The organism is Niveispirillum irakense DSM 11586, assembly GCF_000429645.1.
In the GTDB taxonomy this organism is placed as follows: domain Bacteria; phylum Pseudomonadota; class Alphaproteobacteria; order Azospirillales; family Azospirillaceae; genus Niveispirillum; species Niveispirillum irakense.
In genome coordinates, this window is record NZ_KE386933.1 from 386,711 (window position 1) to 403,913 (window position 17,203).

The 17,203-nt window shown below is 64.3% G+C and carries 18 protein-coding genes; 16 read left to right on the forward strand and 2 right to left on the reverse strand.

Features of this window, described 5'->3' with window-relative positions:
• Positions 1-12 precede the first annotated feature (12 nt).
• The 9 genes from G473_RS27270 (at position 13) to G473_RS0115890 (ending at position 8,231) form a co-directional block, all read left to right on the forward strand.
• Complete coding sequence (locus G473_RS27270; RefSeq protein ID WP_051330343.1) at positions 13-579, forward strand: DUF2062 domain-containing protein; 567 nt, start codon at positions 13-15, stop codon at positions 577-579.
• Complete coding sequence (locus G473_RS0115855) at positions 572-1,327, forward strand: pyridoxine 5'-phosphate synthase (RefSeq protein WP_154667468.1); 756 nt, start codon at positions 572-574, stop codon at positions 1,325-1,327. Before G473_RS27270 ends, G473_RS0115855 begins: the two co-directional genes overlap by 8 nt.
• Entirely contained in the window at positions 1,324-1,731 is a 408-nt protein-coding gene (gene acpS / locus G473_RS0115860) for a holo-ACP synthase (protein WP_029013905.1), read from the forward strand. Before G473_RS0115855 ends, acpS begins: the two co-directional genes overlap by 4 nt.
• Positions 1,728-2,561 (forward strand): signal peptidase I, encoded by an 834-nt coding sequence (gene lepB, locus G473_RS0115865; RefSeq protein ID WP_084438215.1) that lies wholly within the window; start codon positions 1,728-1,730, stop codon positions 2,559-2,561. The genes acpS and lepB overlap by 4 nt, the downstream gene beginning before the upstream one ends.
• Positions 2,558-3,277: a ribonuclease III gene (gene rnc / locus G473_RS0115870; RefSeq protein WP_029013907.1), complete on the forward strand. Its 720-nt coding sequence runs from the start codon at positions 2,558-2,560 to the stop codon at positions 3,275-3,277. The genes lepB and rnc overlap by 4 nt, the downstream gene beginning before the upstream one ends.
• Positions 3,274-4,248: a GTPase Era gene (era, locus tag G473_RS0115875; RefSeq protein WP_084438217.1), complete on the forward strand. Its 975-nt coding sequence runs from the start codon at positions 3,274-3,276 to the stop codon at positions 4,246-4,248. Before rnc ends, era begins: the two co-directional genes overlap by 4 nt.
• 112 nt (positions 4,249-4,360) lie before the next feature.
• On the forward strand, positions 4,361-5,044 hold the full coding sequence (paoA, locus tag G473_RS0115880) for an aldehyde dehydrogenase iron-sulfur subunit PaoA (protein ID WP_051330344.1): 684 nt from the start codon (positions 4,361-4,363) through the stop codon (positions 5,042-5,044).
• A complete protein-coding gene (locus tag G473_RS0115885; RefSeq protein WP_029013910.1) occupies positions 5,041-5,997 on the forward strand; it encodes an FAD binding domain-containing protein in 957 nt (318 codons plus the stop codon). Before paoA ends, G473_RS0115885 begins: the two co-directional genes overlap by 4 nt.
• Positions 5,994-8,231 (forward strand): xanthine dehydrogenase family protein molybdopterin-binding subunit, encoded by a 2,238-nt coding sequence (locus G473_RS0115890; RefSeq protein WP_029013911.1) that lies wholly within the window; start codon positions 5,994-5,996, stop codon positions 8,229-8,231. Before G473_RS0115885 ends, G473_RS0115890 begins: the two co-directional genes overlap by 4 nt.
• 186 nt (positions 8,232-8,417) lie before the next feature.
• Here G473_RS0115890 and rpmE read toward each other — a convergent pair whose 3' ends face one another.
• Positions 8,418-8,639 (reverse strand): 50S ribosomal protein L31, encoded by a 222-nt coding sequence (gene rpmE, locus G473_RS0115895; RefSeq protein ID WP_029013912.1) that lies wholly within the window; start codon positions 8,637-8,639, stop codon positions 8,418-8,420.
• Positions 8,640-8,828: 189 nt separating this feature from the next.
• Here rpmE and G473_RS0115900 point away from each other — a divergent pair, with 189 nt between their 5' ends.
• Positions 8,829-10,646 (forward strand): ABC transporter transmembrane domain-containing protein, encoded by a 1,818-nt coding sequence (locus G473_RS0115900; RefSeq protein WP_029013913.1) that lies wholly within the window; start codon positions 8,829-8,831, stop codon positions 10,644-10,646.
• A 253-nt stretch (positions 10,647-10,899) separates the two neighbouring features.
• Here the strand turns inward: G473_RS0115900 and G473_RS0115905 are convergent, their stop codons facing one another.
• Entirely contained in the window at positions 10,900-11,730 is an 831-nt protein-coding gene (locus tag G473_RS0115905) for a hypothetical protein (protein ID WP_029013914.1), read from the reverse strand.
• Between the two features lie 121 nt (positions 11,731-11,851).
• On the opposite strand from G473_RS0115905, the gene G473_RS0115910 reads away from it, so the two are divergent.
• From G473_RS0115910 to G473_RS27285, 6 genes are all read left to right on the forward strand, one after another.
• Complete coding sequence (locus G473_RS0115910; protein ID WP_029013915.1) at positions 11,852-12,514, forward strand: Fe2+-dependent dioxygenase; 663 nt, start codon at positions 11,852-11,854, stop codon at positions 12,512-12,514.
• A gap of 96 nt (positions 12,515-12,610) precedes the next feature.
• On the forward strand, positions 12,611-13,360 hold the full coding sequence (locus G473_RS0115915) for a phosphocholine cytidylyltransferase family protein (RefSeq protein WP_029013916.1): 750 nt from the start codon (positions 12,611-12,613) through the stop codon (positions 13,358-13,360).
• A gap of 127 nt (positions 13,361-13,487) precedes the next feature.
• Positions 13,488-14,003: a MarR family winged helix-turn-helix transcriptional regulator gene (locus G473_RS27275; protein ID WP_035707501.1), complete on the forward strand. Its 516-nt coding sequence runs from the start codon at positions 13,488-13,490 to the stop codon at positions 14,001-14,003.
• A gap of 244 nt (positions 14,004-14,247) precedes the next feature.
• Positions 14,248-14,688 (forward strand): protein tyrosine phosphatase family protein, encoded by a 441-nt coding sequence (locus tag G473_RS27280; RefSeq protein WP_035707504.1) that lies wholly within the window; start codon positions 14,248-14,250, stop codon positions 14,686-14,688.
• An 816-nt stretch (positions 14,689-15,504) separates the two neighbouring features.
• Entirely contained in the window at positions 15,505-16,197 is a 693-nt protein-coding gene (locus G473_RS0115930; RefSeq protein ID WP_051330345.1) for an energy transducer TonB, read from the forward strand.
• 62 nt (positions 16,198-16,259) lie between these two features.
• Positions 16,260-17,201 (forward strand): MotA/TolQ/ExbB proton channel family protein, encoded by a 942-nt coding sequence (locus tag G473_RS27285; RefSeq protein WP_210163335.1) that lies wholly within the window; start codon positions 16,260-16,262, stop codon positions 17,199-17,201.
• Positions 17,202-17,203: the final 2 nt, after the last annotated feature.

A 17,203-nucleotide genomic window follows, 5' to 3' on the forward strand; every position in this document is an offset into this window, starting at 1 on the left:
GCAGGCCAGATCATGTTCAAGCGGCGAGAACCCCTGTCACCGGTCGGGCGGCTGCGCCGGCTGTTGTGGCCAAGCATGGGGCTGCGTCGGTCCGGGCGCTATTTCGCCTATAAGGTGGGGCGCATCCAGGGCACGGCCCATTCCATCGCCCTGGGGCTGGCCTGCGGGGTGTTCTTGTCCATGACGCCGCTTCTGGGGCTGCATATTCCGCTGGCCTTCGCGCTGGCCTGGAGCCTGCGGGCCAGCATGATGGCGGCGGTGCTGGGCACGGTGGTGGCCAACCCCTGGACCTTTGCCCCGATCTGGTACGCCAGTTACCGGTTCGGCTGCCTGCTGCTGGGGGTGGCGCCGGGCCATAACAGCCAGACCCATCTGACCTTGACCTTCCTGCTGGATCACCCCTGGCAGGTTTTCCTGCCGATGCTGACGGGCGGTTCGGTGATGGGGTTGGTTTTGGGTACGGTAAGCTATCTCGTTGCCAAGCCGGTTATCCGGTTTTATCAGCAACGCAGGATCGACCGGCGCCGTGCGAAGATGGCGGCGGCCGCCACACGCATGAAGGATCGGAATGATGTCTAGGCCGCTGCGGCTGGGGGTGAATATCGACCATGTGGCGACCGTGCGGAACGCGCGCGGCGGCACCCATCCCGATCCCGTCCGGGCGGCCCTGCTGGCGATTGAGGCCGGGGCCGATGGCATCACCGCCCATCTGCGCGAAGATCGCCGCCATATCCGGGACGAGGATATCGAGCGGCTGATGGCCAGCATCGACAAGCCGCTGAATTTCGAGATGGCGGCAACCGAGGAAATGGCCGCCATCGCCCTGCGCCATCGCCCGCATGCCGCCTGTCTGGTGCCGGAGCGGCGGGAAGAACGGACGACGGAAGGCGGGCTGGATGTGGTCGGCAACCAGGATTACCTGGGCCCCTATGTCGCCCGGCTGAAGGAGGCGGGTATCCGCGTTTCCCTGTTCATCGGCGCGGACAAGGCCCAGCTTGACGCGGCGGTGGCGGTGGGCGCGCCGGTGGTGGAACTGCATACCGGTGCTTACGCCGATGCCGAAACCCCGGCGGCGCGGGAGGCGGAACTGTCCCGCCTGATCGCGGCGGCGGCTTATGCGGCGGAAATCGGCCTGGAATGCCATGCCGGCCATGGCCTGTCCTTTGACAATGTGGCGCCTATCGCCGCCATCCCCACCATTGTGGAACTGAATATCGGACATTTCCTGATCGGGGAGGCGATTTTCAGCGGTCTGGAGCCTGTCCTGACGGAGATGCGCTCCCGTATGGACGCTGCCCGCGCGGTGGCGGGAACGCCTGCCGCATGATCCTGGGCATTGGCAGCGATCTGGTGGATATACGCCGCATCCAGGCCAGCCTGGACCGTTTCGGCGACCGTTTCGCCGCGCGTGTCTTCACCCCGGCGGAGCGTGCGCGGGGGGATGCGATGGCTGCCAATGCCCGCACGGCCTATTATGCCAAGCGCTTCGCCGCCAAGGAGGCGGCGTCCAAGGCGCTGGGTACCGGCTATGCCGAAGGCGTGCATTTCTGTGATCTGGAAGTGGTGTCGGCGGCCAATGGGCGGCCGACAATGTGCTTCCATCGTGGTGCGCTGGCCCGGCTGACGATGCTGACCCCTCCCGGTCTGGTGGCGCAGATCGACCTTTCCATGACGGACGAACCGCCGCTGGCCCAGGCCTTCGTCGTCCTTTCAGCCCGGTCGCCCGCATGAAAAGCCCGTCGCGTTCCAAAACGAAGGCCAAGATAAAGCCGGTCCGACTGCCGGCTGCCAGCACCGGCGGCGGGTGGGAGACGGCGCGCACCATCCTGATTGCCCTGCTGCTGGCCATCGGCGTGCGCACGACCGGCTTTGAGATGTTCAACATTCCCACCGGCTCCATGGTGCCGACCCTGCTGGTGGGTGATTATCTGTTCGTGTCCAAATTCTCCTACGGGTTCAGCCGTTATTCGTTGCCGGGCTTCCTTCAGTTCGGGGATAAGGCGCCGCCGGTAACCAAGGATTGCCAGGCCGTGCCCGGCCGCCTGCTGGCCCGGATGCCGGAACGGGGCGATGTTGCCGTGTTCAAGCTGCCCAAGGACACGTCCATTGATTACATCAAGCGGATCGTGGGCCTGCCCTGCGACCGTATCCAGATGATCGGCGGCACGCTTTATATCAATGGCGATGCCGTGCCGCGCATGCGCGTGCCGGATTATGTGGTGGTGGAGACATTTGGCGGCACCTTCACCGCTCCGCAATATATCGAGACCCTGCCCAATGGCCGCCAGCATCCCGTAATCGAGATGTTGGGCGATGATCATCCGCTGGATAACACCCCGGTCTATACGGTGCCGCCCGGCTATGTCTTCGCCATGGGCGACAGCCGGGACAATTCCCAGGACAGCCGGGTGGAGGATGCGGTGGGCATGGTCCCGCTGGAAAATATGGTCGGTCGCGCCACCTATGTCCTGTTGTCCTTGGATGAGGGGGCGTCGATCTGGCAGTTCTGGAAATGGCCGTCGGTCTTGCGGACCGACCGGCTGTGGGAGGCGATTGAATGAGTGGTGGGCGCATACAGGCATTGCCGGCTTCGGCGACGGCTGATCTGGAGGCCACGCTGGGCCATGTTTTCGGCAACCGCCTGCTGCTGACCGAAGCACTGACCCACCCGTCCATGGGCGGGCTGGATCGCCGGAGCGCCGGCAAGGGCTATGAACGGCTGGAATTTCTGGGTGACCGGGTGCTGGGGCTGGTGGTGGCGGAATGGCTGCTGGAACGGTTTCCCAGTGAGCCGGAGGGCGCGCTGGCCCGCCGCCTGACGGCGCTGGTCCGGGCCGAGGCGCTGGTGGTGGTGGCGGAGAAGATCGGCCTTGGCGCCCATCTGCTGCTGTCCCCTGGTGAGCAGGGCAGCCAGGGCGGCATCAAGCCCGCCATCCTGGCCGATGCGTGCGAGGCGGTGATCGGCGCGCTCTATCTGGATGCTGGTTTGGAGGCGGCAAAACGCTTTATCCGGCGGCATTGGGATGCCCCGCTGGAGAAGGCCCGCGCCGCACCCCCGCAGGACCCGAAGACCGGCCTTCAGGAATGGGCGCTGGCGCGCGGGCTCGCTTTGCCGCTTTATGAGGATATTGGCCGCACCGGCCCGGACCATGCGCCCCTCTTCCAGGTGCGGGTGACGGTGGCGGGGTTTGACCCCGTTACCGCCAGCGGCCCGTCCAAACGGGCGGCGGAAAAAGCCGCCGCCGATGAATTGCTTCGTATTGCCAGGACCCGATGACCGACAACAACGACGATATTGTTTCCCGCTTTCTGTCCGGACAGGACACGTCCCCCGACGCGCCCCCGCCGCCGGAAAATCCGCGCTGCGGCTTCGTGGCGCTGGTGGGCGCCCCCAATGCCGGGAAATCGACGCTGCTGAACGCGCTGGTCGGGTCCAAGATTTCCATCGTCAGCCCCAAGGTGCAGACGACGCGGTCCCGTGTGCTGGGCATCGGGACGGAAGGGGACAGCCAGATCCTTTATGTGGACACACCCGGCATCTTCACGCCCAAGAAGCGGCTGGAACGCGCCATGGTCGCCGCCGCCTGGCAAGGCGCAACGGATGCCGATCTGGTGGCCGTGCTGTTCGATGCCAGCCAGAAGCGGATTGACGATGACACGCTGGGCATTGTCGAACGGCTGAAGGAAGCCGGTCGCACCGCCATCCTGGTGCTGAACAAGATCGACCTGATCAAGCGGGAACGGTTGCTGGAACTGGCGCAGCAATTCGCCGCCCATGGCATCTTCACCGATACGTTCATGGTCTCGGCTTTGACGGGCGATGGTCTGCCCGGGCTGCTGAAATACATTGCCGGTACCCTGCCGGCGGGCCCTTGGCTGTACCCGGCAGACCAGCTTTCCGACATGCCGGAACGGCTGCTGGCGGCGGAAGTGACGCGCGAGAAGCTGTTCCTTCAGCTTCACCAGGAAGTGCCCTATGCCACCACTGTGGAAACGGAAAGCTGGGAGGAGTTCGAGAATGGCTCCGTCCGCATTTCCCAGGTGGTCTATGTCCAGCGTGACAGCCAGAAAGCCATCATCCTGGGCAAGGGCGGTTCCCGCATCAAGTCCATCTCCATGGCGGCCCGGCAGGAACTGGCCAGCATGCTGGACCGGCCGGTCCATCTGATGCTGTTCCTGAAGGTGCGGGAGAACTGGTCGGAAGACCCGGACCAGTACGAGGCCTGGGGCCTGGATTTCAATGCCTGATCGGCTTTGATTATTGCCTGATCCCGCAAATAGCCCCTAGCGGTGCAACCTCGCCCCGCCGGTCCCGTTGTCCTTGGCGAACAAGGATATCGGACAAAGATCGGAGGATGCGATGCGGGATCACCCCTGCCAGCACCCGCCTGGCCCCCTGCCGGGCCAGGTATCACGGCGCGCGGTATTGATGACGGGGGCGGCCGGGCTGGCCGCCGCCAATCTGGCCAGCCCGCGGGCGGGTGGGGCCGTACCGCCCGCCGCGCCGGCGACAGGGGCGGGCCCTGCGTCGCCCCCGGTTCCCGTCCGTTTCACGCTGAATGGCAAGCCGGTTGCGCTTGATCTGGACCCGCGCGTCACCTTGCTGGACGCGCTGCGTGACCGGCTGCACCTGACCGGCAGCAAGAAAGGCTGTGACCAGGGCCAGTGCGGCGCCTGCACCGTCATTGTGGATGGTCGCCGCATCAATAGCTGCCTGACGCTGGCCGTGATGAATGAGGGGGCGGAGGTCACCACCATCGAGGGGCTGGGCACGCCGGAGAACCTGCACCCGATGCAGGCGGCCTTTGTGGCGCATGATGGCTATCAGTGCGGCTATTGCACGCCGGGGCAAATCTGTTCCGCTGTCGCCATGCTGCAGGAGATCAAGGACGGCATCCCCAGCCATGCCACTGAAGACCTGGAAAGTGTCGCCTTCTCCGATACAGAAGTGCGGGAGCGGATGTCCGGCAATATCTGTCGCTGTGCAGCCTATCCCAACATCGTTGCCGCCATCCGCGACGTGGCCGATGGGGTGCCGTCATGAGGGCGTTCACCTATCAGCGGGCGGAAAGCCCGCAAGAGGCCGCCGCTGCCGTGGCGGCCCGGCCCGATGCCCGCTTTATCGCCGGCGGCACCAACCTGCTGGATCTGATGAAGGTGGATGTGGAACGGCCGGGCCATCTGGTCGATATCTCCCGCCTGGGGCTGGACCAGATCAACGCGACGCCAGAGGGCGGGCTGCGCATCGGCGCCTTTTTCCGCAATACCGATCTGGCATCGCACCCCCAGGTGCGGCGCGATTATGCCGTGCTGTCGCGGGCCTTGCTGGCCGGCGCGTCCGGACAGTTGCGCAATATGGCGACGACGGGCGGTAACCTGCTGCAACGGTCCCGCTGCCCCTATTTTTACGACACGGCCATGCCCTGTAACAAACGCGCCCCCGGTTCCGGCTGCGCGGCGCTGGAAGGGTTCAGCCGCAATCTGGCGATCCTGGGTGTCTCCAACCAGTGCATCAGCCAGCACCCGTCCGATATGGCCGTGGCCATGCGGCTGCTGGATGCGGTGGTGGAAACCGTAGATGCGGATGGGACCCGTCGCGATATCCCGATTGCCGATTTCCATCGCCTGCCGGGGGAGACCCCGCATATCGAAACTGTGCTGAACCATGGGGAATTGATCACGGCCGTGCGGCTGCCGGCCCCGCTGGGCGGGCACCATTCCTACCGCAAGGTGCGCGACCGCGCCTCTTATGCTTTCGCATCCGTGTCGGTGGCGATGGTCCGGGGCGATGGCGTGCAGCGCATTGCCTTCGGCGGTATCGGCACCAAGCCCTGGCGGGTGGAGGCGGCAGAAGCCCTGTCCAGCCCCGATGCCATCGCCGATCAGGTGCTGGCCGATGCCCGCCCCACGGATGAGAACCGCTTCAAACTGGCCCTGGTGCGGCGGACATTGACCGCCGCCCTGGCCGACCACCCTGCCGGGGAGGGGACACGATGAAATTCGATAAAGCCGCCGGTCCCAATCCGACCGATGCCAAGAAAATCATCGGTCAGCCGCATGACCGGTTGGACGGGCCGCTGAAAGTGGCCGGTCGCGCCCGCTACGCCTATGAGTTTCATGACGAAGCGCCGAACGCGGCCTATGGCTTCATCTTAGGCGCCGGCATCGCCAAGGGCCGGATCACCGCCCTGGATGTCGCGGCGGCGGAGAAGGCGCCCGGTGTCCTGCTGGTGATGACGCATGAGAACGCGCCAAAACAGCGCTTCAAGCCCGGCGAATCGTCTCCGCAACTCCATAACCCGGAGATTTACCATTACGATCAGGCCATCGCCTTTGTGGTGGCGGAAACGTTCGAGCAAGCCCGCGCCGCCGCCCGGCTGATCCGGGTGGACTATAGTCGGGAAGTGGGCAGCTACGATCTGGATAAGGCGCGCGCAACCGCGACCGTTCCCACCCATTATAATGGCGACAACAGCGATACGGCTGTGGGCGACCTTGACGCGGCCCTGGCATCCGCCCCGGTGACGCTGGAGGTGGAATATCGCACCCCGTCGCAAAGCCATGCGATGATGGAGCCGCATGCGACCATGGCCCTGTGGGAAGGCGACCGGCTGACCGTTTACACGGCCCACCAGATGCTGCATTGGGCAAAGCGCGATATCGCCAACACGCTGGGCATCCCGCAAAGCCGGGTGCGGGTGGTCAGCAATTATGTCGGCGGTGGATTCGGGTCCAAGCTGGTCGGCTATGGCGACCTCACCCTGTCGGCCCTGGCGGCCCGGCAATTGGGCCGACCGGTGAAGGTGGCGCTGACCCGCGCACAGATTTTCAACCACACCTCCCAGCGCTCTGCCACCATCCAGCGCATCCGGCTGGGGGCGGGCCGCGACGGAAGGCTGACCGCGATTGCGCATGAAGACTGGTCCGGTAACTTGCCGCCGGAACGGGCGGGCAATACCGGTGCGCCGTCGGAAAACGCCTGTTTCCAGACACGGTTGCTTTACGCCGGGGCCAACCGGATGACGGCGACGCGCCAGGCCCGGCTCGACCTCGCCCCCGGCTATGCCATGCGCGCACCGGGGGAGGCGGTCGGGCTGCTGGCCCTGGAAAATGCGATGGATGAGATGGCGGAGAAGCTGGGCCTGGACCCGGTGGAGTTTCGCATCCTGAACGATATCCAGCATGACCCCGAAGTCGGCCCAGAACGTCCCTTTTCCAACCGGCGGCTGGTGGAATGCCTGCGCCTGGGGGCGGAGCGGTTCGGCTGGAACCGGCGTAACCCCAAGCCGGGCCAGATGCGGGACGGGGATTGGCTGATCGGTTATGGCGTGGCATCCGCCATCCGGGACAATCTGGTCACCGCGTCCCACGCGCGGGTCCGGCTGTTACCGGGCGGGCGGCTGCGGGTGGAATCGGCCATGACCGATATCGGCACGGGCAGCTACACCATCATGGGCCAGACGGCGGCGGAGATGCTGGGCCTGCCCCTGTCGGCGGTAGAGGTCCGGCTGGGCGATACAAACTTCCCCGAGGCTGCCGGTTCCGGTGGCTCCTGGGGGGCGAACAGCGCCACCTCTGGCGTCTATGCTGCCTGCATGGCGCTGCGGGCCAAGCTGGCGGCGCGGGCTGGCGTCAATGCCGAGGGGGTGAGCTTTGCCGATGGCCATCTGGTTTCCGATGGCCGGCGGGTGCCGCTGGCCGATCTGGCGCAAGACCAGGAAATCCAGGCTGAGGCGGGAATCGAGTTTGGCGATCTGACAAAGACATTCGCCCAGGCCAGCTTTGGTGCCCATTTCTGTGAGGTGGGGGTGGACCGCTATACGGCGGAAGTGCGGGTTCGCCGCATGCTGACCGTCGCCTCCTGCGGGCGAATCCTCAACCCCAAGACGGCCCGCAGCCAGTGCCTGGGTGGCATGACCATGGGAATCGGCGCAGCGCTGATGGAGGAACTGGTCGTCGATAAGCGCCTGGGCTTCTTCGTCAACCATGATCTGGCCGAATATCATGTGCCGGTCCATGCCGACATTCCCGATCTCGACGTGATTTTCCTGGAAGGGGATGAAGACGCAAATTCCTCCCCCCTGAAGGCCCGCGGCGTGGGGGAGTTGGGGATTTGCGGGGTCGGTGCCGCTGTCACCAACGCCATCTACAATGCCACCGGCGTGCGGGTGCGCGATTATCCGGTGACGCTGGACAAATTGCTGGAGGGGATGCCCATCCCCACGATCTGAGACCAGCCTGTCAAAGGTTAGACCTTTGACAGGCTGGCGGCCGCCAGCCTGGCGCGTGCACCGTGCAGCCAAACTGCCGGAGGCAGCGCCCGGCGATTAAGGGGTTTGCTATCAAGAGCCTGAAAATGGAAAAGGCGCCGCGGTTAAAACCGCCGGCGCCTTTTTCACAGGACCCGTTTAACAGGCTTACTTCAGGCCGAAGCTCTGGAAGCGCTTGTTGAACTTGGCGATCTGCCCGCCCGTGTCCAGCAGCTTCTGGACGCCGGTCCAGGCCGGGTGGGACTTCGGGTCGATGTCCAGGCGCAGCGTGTCGCCGGCCTTGCCCATGGTGGAACGGGTCTTGAACGAGGTGCCGTCGGTCATGATGACGGTGATCTCGTGGTAGTCGGGATGGATATCGGTCTTCATGGTCGGCAGTCCTCAAAACGAAGCCGGGCTTATATACAATCGGGCGCGGACTGACAACCCCATCCCGCATTGCTGTAACGCAAAGCAGGGTTGGGCTGCGACCGGCGTGCCTGTTGCCCTTCACGCTCGCAGCGGTTACCACGAGCGCCGGGTGATTGCCACCCGCTTTTCCGACCGGGGAGCCGACCCTTGGCTTTAGATGACCGTCAACGTTCCGCTGTTTTGCCCGAACAGGATGCCGCTGCCCGGCGCGACCTGAAGCCATTGCGCATGCTCTGGCCCTTCCTGCGCCCTTATCGGCGGCAGATGGCGGGGGCCACGCTGGCGCTTATTGTGTCGGCTGGAACGGTATTGGGATTAGGGCAGGGGCTGCGCGCCCTGGTCGATCATGGCTTCACGGCCGGGAACGCCGATCTGCTGAACCAGGCACTACTGGTGCTGCTGGTGGTGATCGTGCTGATGGCCGTGTCCACCTTCTCGCGCTTCTACCTCGTCTCCTGGGTTGGGGAGCGGATGGTGGCGGATATGCGCCGCCGGGTGTTCGACCATCTGCTGACGCTGTCGCCGTCTTTTTATGAGACGACGCGGACGGGCGAGATCATGTCTCGCCTGACCGCCGATACGACGCTGCTGCAGCAGGTGATCGGGACCAGCGTTTCCATCGCACTGCGCAATATCCTGTCGCTGATCGGTGGCATTGTGCTGATGGCACTGACCAGTGCCAAGCTGACGGGGCTTGCCCTGCTGGTGGTGCCGCTGGTGGTGGCCCCCATCATCATTTTCGGTCGCAAGGTCCGCCGGCTCAGCCGCGCCAGCCAGGATGCGGTGGCCGATGTCGGCAGCGCGGTCGACGAGGTGCTGGGCGGTATCCGCACGGTGCAGGCGTTCGGCCATGAAACCTGGGAGCGGGAGCGATTCGCCAGCCGGGTGGAAAAGGCGGTCGAGGTCGCGCTTCACCGTATCCGGGCGCGGTCCTGGCTGACCATGCTGGTGATCGTGCTGGTTTTCGGCGCCATCGGTCTGGTCCTGTGGGTGGGTGGCCATGATGTGATCGATGGCCGCATCAGCGGGGGTGAGCTTTCCGCCTTCGTCTTTTATGCCGTGCTGGTGGCGGGTGCCGTGGGCGCCCTGTCGGAAGTGGCCAGCGATCTGGCCCGCGCCGCCGGGGCCACGGAACGCTTGTTCGATCTGCTGGCCACGGTGCCGGATATCCGGCCGCCTGCCAGCCCGCTGCCCTTGCCGCAGCCGCCCCGCGGGGCCGTGGCTTTTGAGAATGTACGGTTCAACTATCCCGCCCGCCCGGCCGAATCGGCCCTGGGTGGCTTGACCCTGACCGTGGCGCCGGGGGAAACGGTTGCGCTGGTCGGCCCCAGCGGGGCCGGCAAGACCACGATCTTCCAGTTGCTGCTGCGGTTTTATGATCCACAGCAGGGCATCATCCGTCTGGATGGGGTGGATATCGCCAAGGCCGATCCGGCCGATGTGCGCGCCCGTATCGGCATCGTGCCGCAGGATCCGGTGATCTTCTCCACCAACGCCATGGAAAATATCCGCTATGGCCGGCCGGATGCCAGCGATGCGGAGGTGCGCGAGGCGGCCCACGCTGCCAACGCGCTGTCCTTCCTGGAAGCGCTGCCCGACGGGTTCAACACCTTCCTGGGGGAAAAGGGCGTGCGCCTGTCCGGTGGGCAGCGTCAGCGCATTGCCATTGCCCGCGCCATCCTGCGCAACCCACCGCTTTTGTTGCTGGACGAGGCAACCTCGGCCCTGGATGCGGAAAGCGAACGTGCCGTGCAGCAGGCGCTGGATGGGCTGATGCGCGACCGCACGACGCTGATCATCGCCCACCGCCTGTCCACCATCGTCAATGCCGACCGCATCGTGGTGCTGGACAAAGGCCAGGTGGAGGCGATTGGCCGGCACGAGGAGCTGATCCGCCAGGATGGTCTTTATGCGAGACTGGCAGCCTTGCAGTTCGACCAGCCGCATGGCGGTGTGCTGGCATAATACCAACCCGCCTTGAGTTTGACTCATGGCAGATTGGTATCGGCGGCGACTGCCGCCGCGCGGCTTGTGCCGCGTTAGCCAAGCCAACGCATGTTGGCGCCGGCGCCTGAGGCCGTCGAAGGGTTGACCAAGGGTCAATCATTCGGCGGATTGGTATAAGGCGCATCGTTTCTCCACCCAGCGAGAGTAACGATTGCCCATGAAAAAAGGCGCCCCGCACCGGGGGCGCCTTTTCCACGATAACGCTGTCGCGTCAGCGGATACGCGACAGGGCCAACTGGGCCTTGGAGGCCTGGACCTGAAGCGCGTCGACGGTCACCGGCAGGCTGGCCGGACGCTTGGCGGTGGGATAGGCCTTTACCAGCAGGTCGATCGCCGCCTTCACATCGGCGGAAACCTCGCCGCCCGCCTTGGTCAGCGCAGCGGCGCGGTCCTTGGCGGCGATAGCGAAGCCATAGCCGTCCAGGTACGGCTCGAACTCTTCCACAGCGGCGGCGGAGCGGTACTGGCGGGCGCCGCGGTCAATCATGTCGGCCAGCAGCTTGGCCTGAATGGCCTTCGGGCTGGCCTTGGAGGTCGGGGCCTTGGCGGCGGTGGCTTCCAGTGCCGTCAGCACCTTCTTGGCCGCGGCTTCCACGTCGGCAACCGGCGCCTTGTTCAGCGCCAGTTCCGACGCCTTCTCCATGTCCGCCTGGAAGGGGGCCGCACCCTGTGCGGTGAAAACCGGCTCCAGATCGATATAGATCTCCGAGATCGGGTGGGCGAACATCTCGCCGGCGGCCTGGGTCTCGCCTTCCTTATAGGCGGCAAGACCGGCATGGTAATGCGCTGCCGTCACGTCCAGCGCGGAGATGAAGGCGACGGGATCCTTGGCGGCCTGTTCCGGGGAGACGCCGGCCTCGCCGCCTTCGCCACCCTCACCCCCTTCACCGCCCTCGCCACCATGGGCGACCTGCAGGGCCAGCCCGGTGGCATCGGCATGCAGGGCGGTGATCGGATCGGCGGCGCTGGCACTGGCTGCCGGCACGGTGCCGGCAAGGACGGAAAGACCAATGCCGACCCACAGTCGCGGACGAATAATCATGCGGGGAACCCTCTGCCATTTGTTGCCATTGAAGCGGCTGCGACCGTGCCACGTGATTTAGGTCATTGCAAGTCATTCGCAATTGAAATCTGATAACCAGCCTAACCTTTGTGGAGCCATCATGATCCTGCCCGTCACCGATATTCTGTCGGCCGAACAGATTGGTCGCATCACCGCCCGCCTGACGGAAGGACGGATGCAGCATGGCGCCGCAACGGCGGGCTGGCACGCGCGTCTGGTCAAGGATAATGAGCAGTTGCGCGCGGATGACCCGGCCCATGCCGATCTGCGTGCCATGGTGGAGCAGGTGGTTCGGACCCATCCGCTGGTAGCGATGGCCACACGGCCTTGCCGGTTCGGTCCCATTCTGTTCAGCCGCTATGGCGGCGGGCAGCATTATGGCAGCCATGTTGACGATGCCATCATGGGCGGGGTCCGTACCGATATCTCCTTCACCCTCTTCCTGGCTGATCCCGCTGAGTATGATGGGGGGGAACTGGTGATGGAAACGGCGGCGGGCGAGATGGCCTTCAAGCTGCCGGCGGGTTCCGGCCTGTTCTATCCTTCGACGACCCTGCATCGGGTGGAGCCGGTGACGCGGGGACAGCGTATGGCTGCCGTAGGCTGGATACGGTCATTGATTCGGGATGCCGGGGACCGGGAGCTTCTGTTCGACCTGGATACGGCCCGCCAGACCCTGTTCCAGCAACAGGGCAAGACGGCTGAATTCGACCTTCTCTCCAAGTGTCTGGCCAACCTGATGCGTAAATGGGCGGAGGATTGACGGCGGATCGGCGTGGCGGCATTGTCCGCCCTTCACGGGGGGCGTCCTTTTGATCGTTCGGACGCCGGTTGCCGTTATTCCTGGAGCGTAAGTGTCGTGAAAGCCATCATTCTCAGTGCCGGGCAGGGCAAACGCCTGATGCCGCTGACGGCGGAGCAGCCGAAATGCCTGATCGACCTCTCAGGCCGCTCCCTGCTGGAATGGCAATTGCGCGGCTTGGCTGCCGCCGGGGTGGGGGAGGCGGTGATCGTTACCGGTTTCCGTGCCGACCGGGTGGAGGCGGCGCTGGCGGGTATGGACCTGTCCGGCATCCGCGTCCGCACGCTTTATAATCCGTTCTACGCGCTGGCGGACAATACCGCCTCCTGCTGGGTGGCCCGGCAGGAGATGGAAGGCGATTTCCTGATCCTGAATGGCGACACCTTGTTCGAGCCGGAGATCGCGCGTCGTCTGCTTGCCCAGGCCACGGCGCCGATCACCGTGACGATCGACGCTAAGGATGATTATGACGCCGACGATATGAAGGTGCGGACCGATACGGCCGGGCGGCTGCTGGATATCGGCAAGACCTTGCCGCTGGATATCGTGAATGGCGAATCTATCGGATTCCTGCGCTTCACAGCGGAAGGCGGAAAGGCCTTCGCGGCGGCGGTGGAACAGACGCTGCGCACCCCGGAAGGGCTGCGGCGCTGGTATCTCTCTGTGATTGATACGCTGGCCAAGCGCGATGCGTCCGTTGGCACCGTTTCCATCCAGGGGCTGGAATGGGGCGAAATGGACTTTCCCGATGATGTGGAACGCAACCGTGCCCTGACATCAGGATGGGACGGGCGTTTTCCGGCGTAAAGATGCCGGATCGCTCATCGGGCGGATCATTGTTTACCTCAACTTTTATTGATCCGTGTCAATGTCGGTTACGGACAAGTGCGGCAGGGTGGGGGCACTGAACTTCCCCCCTCGTCGGAGCCTTGTCATGCCACACACCCCTTTCCGCTTCCGGCCCGAAGACGCGATCTCGCTCTGTCTGCTGGATCTGGCCAATGCCCTGTCGCACCAGAGCGAAGTGGTGCTGGCAGAAGCCGGCCTGACGGCGCCGCAATGGACTGTCCTGATGAATGTCGCTGGCGACATCAACTTCCAGGATGGTCGCGCCGTTGGTGACGGTGTCTTCTCGTCCGAGATCGCAACCGCCCGCGGCCTGTCCCGTCCCCACATCAGCGCCACCGTCACCGAACTGATCCGGAAAGGCCTGATCAGCCAGCAGGATGATCCGCAGGATCGCCGTCGCAAGCTGCTGCGCGTCACGGCTGCTGGCTTGGAAATCCTGTATCGGCTTCAGCCCCGCCGCCAGAGCATCAATGACCGCATGATGCGGGATCTGAATGGTGAGCAGCGTCAGCGTCTGCTTGATCTTTTGCTCGCTGTGCGCCGCCGTGTGCGGGAAAGCACCTGCGACGCGGAGGGCGAGGGATTGCGGATCGCGGGGTGATGGTGGCGGAAGTGCGGCATGACTAGGGTTCAATAATGGCCCCGCCTGCCGTTTCGGCGGGGCCAGGGTTGCAGAAGGGCATGTTGCGTCGCAGCAAAGTTAACGTATGTTAACCAATATGCCGTATGGTTAAGTTTCCCGTATCCGCTGGGTGTGGGGCTTGCGCACTGGTCGATTTATGCCGATATGACAGGCATGGTTTGGTGTCCGCCCCACCGCATGCCCAGGAAGAGTGAATTTTATCATGACCTTGGATATCCGCCCGCTTGTTGATGGGATTGCCGTTGCCCCGCAGATCGATGCGGTCGATCTGCCGGCGATCAAGGCGGCCGGGTACAAGACAATTATTAATAACCGTCCGGATGGTGAAGAGCCCGGCCAGCTTTCTGCGGCTGAAGCGGCGTCACTCGCGTCTGATCTGGGTTTGACCTATATATATCTGCCCGTCACATCCCCGACCTTAGGGCAGAAGGTGGGCGATTTTGCCGCAGCTCTCGCGGCATCTCCGGGCCCTGTATTGGCCCATTGCCGCAGCGGCACACGCTCGACGATTCTTTGGGCGCTCGCTGAAGCGAAAGCCGGAAGCACATCGGAAGAAGCAATATTACGCACAGCGGCGCAGGCGGGTTACGATCTTTCAACCCATGCGCAAATGATCAGGCAATATCGGCAGGCTGGCCGATAATCGTATGCCTGGGATGCTTAAGGGCATTGTGTTGGCGCCAGCGCTGTGACAGTGTCGCTCCCGATCCGGTCAGGGTACCGGTTGGCGGGAGGCAGCACTCGACATGACGCGTAGCTGGGCCCATGGGCTCCTCGCAGTTTTGTTTACAGTGACGTTGATCCAGGGGAACCTGCTCCCCCGGGCGACGACCTTGCCGTTCGCCGCCGCTCTGCTTGCCGGTCCGCTGTCTTTCGTTCATCCGGACGGAACGCAGCCTGCCGCGCGGTTCTCTGAAAAGGGGATCGAGCCGGCAACTTCCCGGCCCTCGGGCCAAACCAAGCGAGACCGGGAAGGGGGTGGCGATGAGCCGACGCTGCTTCCCTCATTGCTTGTCGTCGCTATCGCTCTGTTCTACGCATTGCCCCTGCGTGGCAGTGATGTGGTTCGCACCCTTCGTATCGGGTTAACCCCGGAAGGGCGCCATCGGGAAGCCGGCCGCTGTCCAACCGGGCCGCCGGTCGTTTCTTGTTGAGAGTGTTGCGGAGTCGCACGGCTTTGAGCCTGCCACCTTCCGCCTTGGATTGTCCCCCGTAACTGGTCCTGGCTTCATGTCCCTGCTTGTCAGGGTTGTCAGGCCGCTGCATCTGGTACCGCTGACATTCAACCTATCTTTCCGTCCCCTGCGGGCGGGGGAAAGATTGAGTGTTGCGGAAACTAGCGCGGATCGGTGCAGGAAGTTGCCCAGTAGCCGGCAAATTTTAAGACCGGCGGGTATCGCATCCCACCTATGTGTGCTATTCCGGGTGCCCCATCCCCCGTGGATCGAGTGACCGACCGATGTCCTACCTGTCGCAAACGCCCTATCGGCGGCCCCAGCAGCCGCAAAAGTCCGGGCGGATGGTTGGCATTGTGGTGGTTGTTCTTCTGCACGTCGGGTTGATCTACGCCCTCGCTTCTGGTCTTGCGCGTGAGGCGGTTCAGATCGTGACTGAGCCGCTTGAAACCAAGATCATCGAGGAAGTGGCTCCACCGCCGCCGGAAGAACCGCCGCCGCCGCCGCCGCCGCAATTCGATACGCCGCCGCCGCCCTTTATTCCGCCGCCTGAGATTCAGATCACGCAGCCGCCGCCGCCCAATCCGCCGGTGACGGTGGCGACGACGACGCGGCCGCCGGATGTTCAGCGGCCGACGCCCAACCCCACGAAGGTCGAGGCGCCGCCGGCCCCCCCGACGGGTGGTAAGCTGAACGTCAAGAGCATCCAGAATGCCCGCGCCACCTATCCGTCCCAGTCAATCCGGCTGGAGGAAGAGGGGACGACCGTTATGCGCCTGTTCTGTAATGCAGAGGGACGCATCTCGGAGGGCACCGTTGTCAAGTCGAGCGGTTATGAGCGCCTTGACAATGCTTGGCTGAAGCAGGCTGCCAGCGGCCGCTGGCGCTGTGAGCCTCTGGAAGTCAACGGACAGCCCCAGGGAGCTTGGCTTGCTGCCCAGGTTCCGTTGGTCTTCCGTCTTGAAGATGCGCGCTAAGCGTCAGTCGTTAAGACCGATCGCTCCCAATCGAAACACGTGAGTCTGAAAGCAGAGCTACGATGAACAAGATGTTCACCCTGGCGGGTGTGAGCCGCCTCGCTGCCACCGCCGCCCTGGTTGCCACCCTGTCGGCGCCGGTTTTCGCCCAGTCCACCACCCCGACGGACACCACTGCTCCGGCCACGACCGCTCCGGCTGACCCGGCTGCTGTTCCGGCCGATCCGGCTGCTGTCCCGGCTGATCCGGCCGCTGTTCCGGCCGAGCCCGCCGCCGCTCCGACCGAAGCCGCTGCTCCGGCCGCGACCGAGGAAGCCGCTGCTCCGGACGTGAACCCCTACGGCCTGAGCGCCATCATCGAGCACGGCGACGTTGTCGCTAAGAGCACGCTCGTTCTGATGCTGATCATGTCCGCCGGCACCTGGTACATCCTGGTCACCAAGCTGTTCGAACAGTCCCGTCTGAACAGCCAGGCCAATGCCGCTGAAAAGGAATTCTGGACCGCCGGTTCGGTTGCTGAAGGCGCCGCCCGTCTGAACGAAAATTCGGCTTTCCGTGGCATTGTCGAAGACGGCATGCGCGCCACCGAGCATCATGATGGTGCCCTGACCGACCATATCGACCTGCACACCTGGGTGACCATGTCCCTGCAGCGCTCGGTCGACACCGTCAATGGTCGTCTGCAGGGTGGCCTGGCCTTCCTGGCTTCCGTGGGCTCCACCGCTCCGTTTATCGGTCTGTTCGGTACGGTGTGGGGTATTCTGAACGCTCTGGTGGCCATCGGTCTGTCCGGTCAGGCTTCCATCGACAAGGTTGCTGGCCCCGTCGGTGAAGCACTGATCATGACCGCTATCGGTCTGGCCGTGGCTGTTCCGGCCGTGTTGGCCTACAACTGGCTGACCCGTCGTAACAAGGTCGTCATGGATCGTCTGCGTAACTTCACGTCCGATCTGCACGCTCTCCTGATCGCTGGCCAGGGCTCCAAGTCCGCCCGGAGCGCCTAACC

Bases quoted from the DNA above. Each gene is read 5' to 3' on its own strand.
- G473_RS27270 (WP_051330343.1), top strand. From the start codon at position 13: ATGTTCAAGCGGCGAGAACCCCTGTCACCGGTCGGGCGGCTGCGCCGG.
- G473_RS0115855 (WP_154667468.1), top strand. From the start codon at position 572: ATGTCTAGGCCGCTGCGGCTGGGGGTGAATATCGACCATGTGGCGACC.
- acpS (WP_029013905.1), top strand. From the start codon at position 1,324: ATGATCCTGGGCATTGGCAGCGATCTGGTGGATATACGCCGCATCCAG.
- lepB (WP_084438215.1), top strand. From the start codon at position 1,728: ATGAAAAGCCCGTCGCGTTCCAAAACGAAGGCCAAGATAAAGCCGGTC.
- rnc (WP_029013907.1), top strand. From the start codon at position 2,558: ATGAGTGGTGGGCGCATACAGGCATTGCCGGCTTCGGCGACGGCTGAT.
- era (WP_084438217.1), top strand. From the start codon at position 3,274: ATGACCGACAACAACGACGATATTGTTTCCCGCTTTCTGTCCGGACAG.
- paoA (WP_051330344.1), top strand. From the start codon at position 4,361: ATGCGGGATCACCCCTGCCAGCACCCGCCTGGCCCCCTGCCGGGCCAG.
- G473_RS0115885 (WP_029013910.1), top strand. From the start codon at position 5,041: ATGAGGGCGTTCACCTATCAGCGGGCGGAAAGCCCGCAAGAGGCCGCC.
- G473_RS0115890 (WP_029013911.1), top strand. From the start codon at position 5,994: ATGAAATTCGATAAAGCCGCCGGTCCCAATCCGACCGATGCCAAGAAA.
- rpmE (WP_029013912.1), bottom strand. From the start codon at position 8,639: ATGAAGACCGATATCCATCCCGACTACCACGAGATCACCGTCATCATG.
- G473_RS0115905 (WP_029013914.1), bottom strand. From the start codon at position 11,730: ATGATTATTCGTCCGCGACTGTGGGTCGGCATTGGTCTTTCCGTCCTT.
- G473_RS0115910 (WP_029013915.1), top strand. From the start codon at position 11,852: ATGATCCTGCCCGTCACCGATATTCTGTCGGCCGAACAGATTGGTCGC.
- G473_RS27275 (WP_035707501.1), top strand. From the start codon at position 13,488: ATGCCACACACCCCTTTCCGCTTCCGGCCCGAAGACGCGATCTCGCTC.
- G473_RS27280 (WP_035707504.1), top strand. From the start codon at position 14,248: ATGACCTTGGATATCCGCCCGCTTGTTGATGGGATTGCCGTTGCCCCG.
- G473_RS0115930 (WP_051330345.1), top strand. From the start codon at position 15,505: ATGTCCTACCTGTCGCAAACGCCCTATCGGCGGCCCCAGCAGCCGCAA.
- G473_RS27285 (WP_210163335.1), top strand. From the start codon at position 16,260: ATGAACAAGATGTTCACCCTGGCGGGTGTGAGCCGCCTCGCTGCCACC.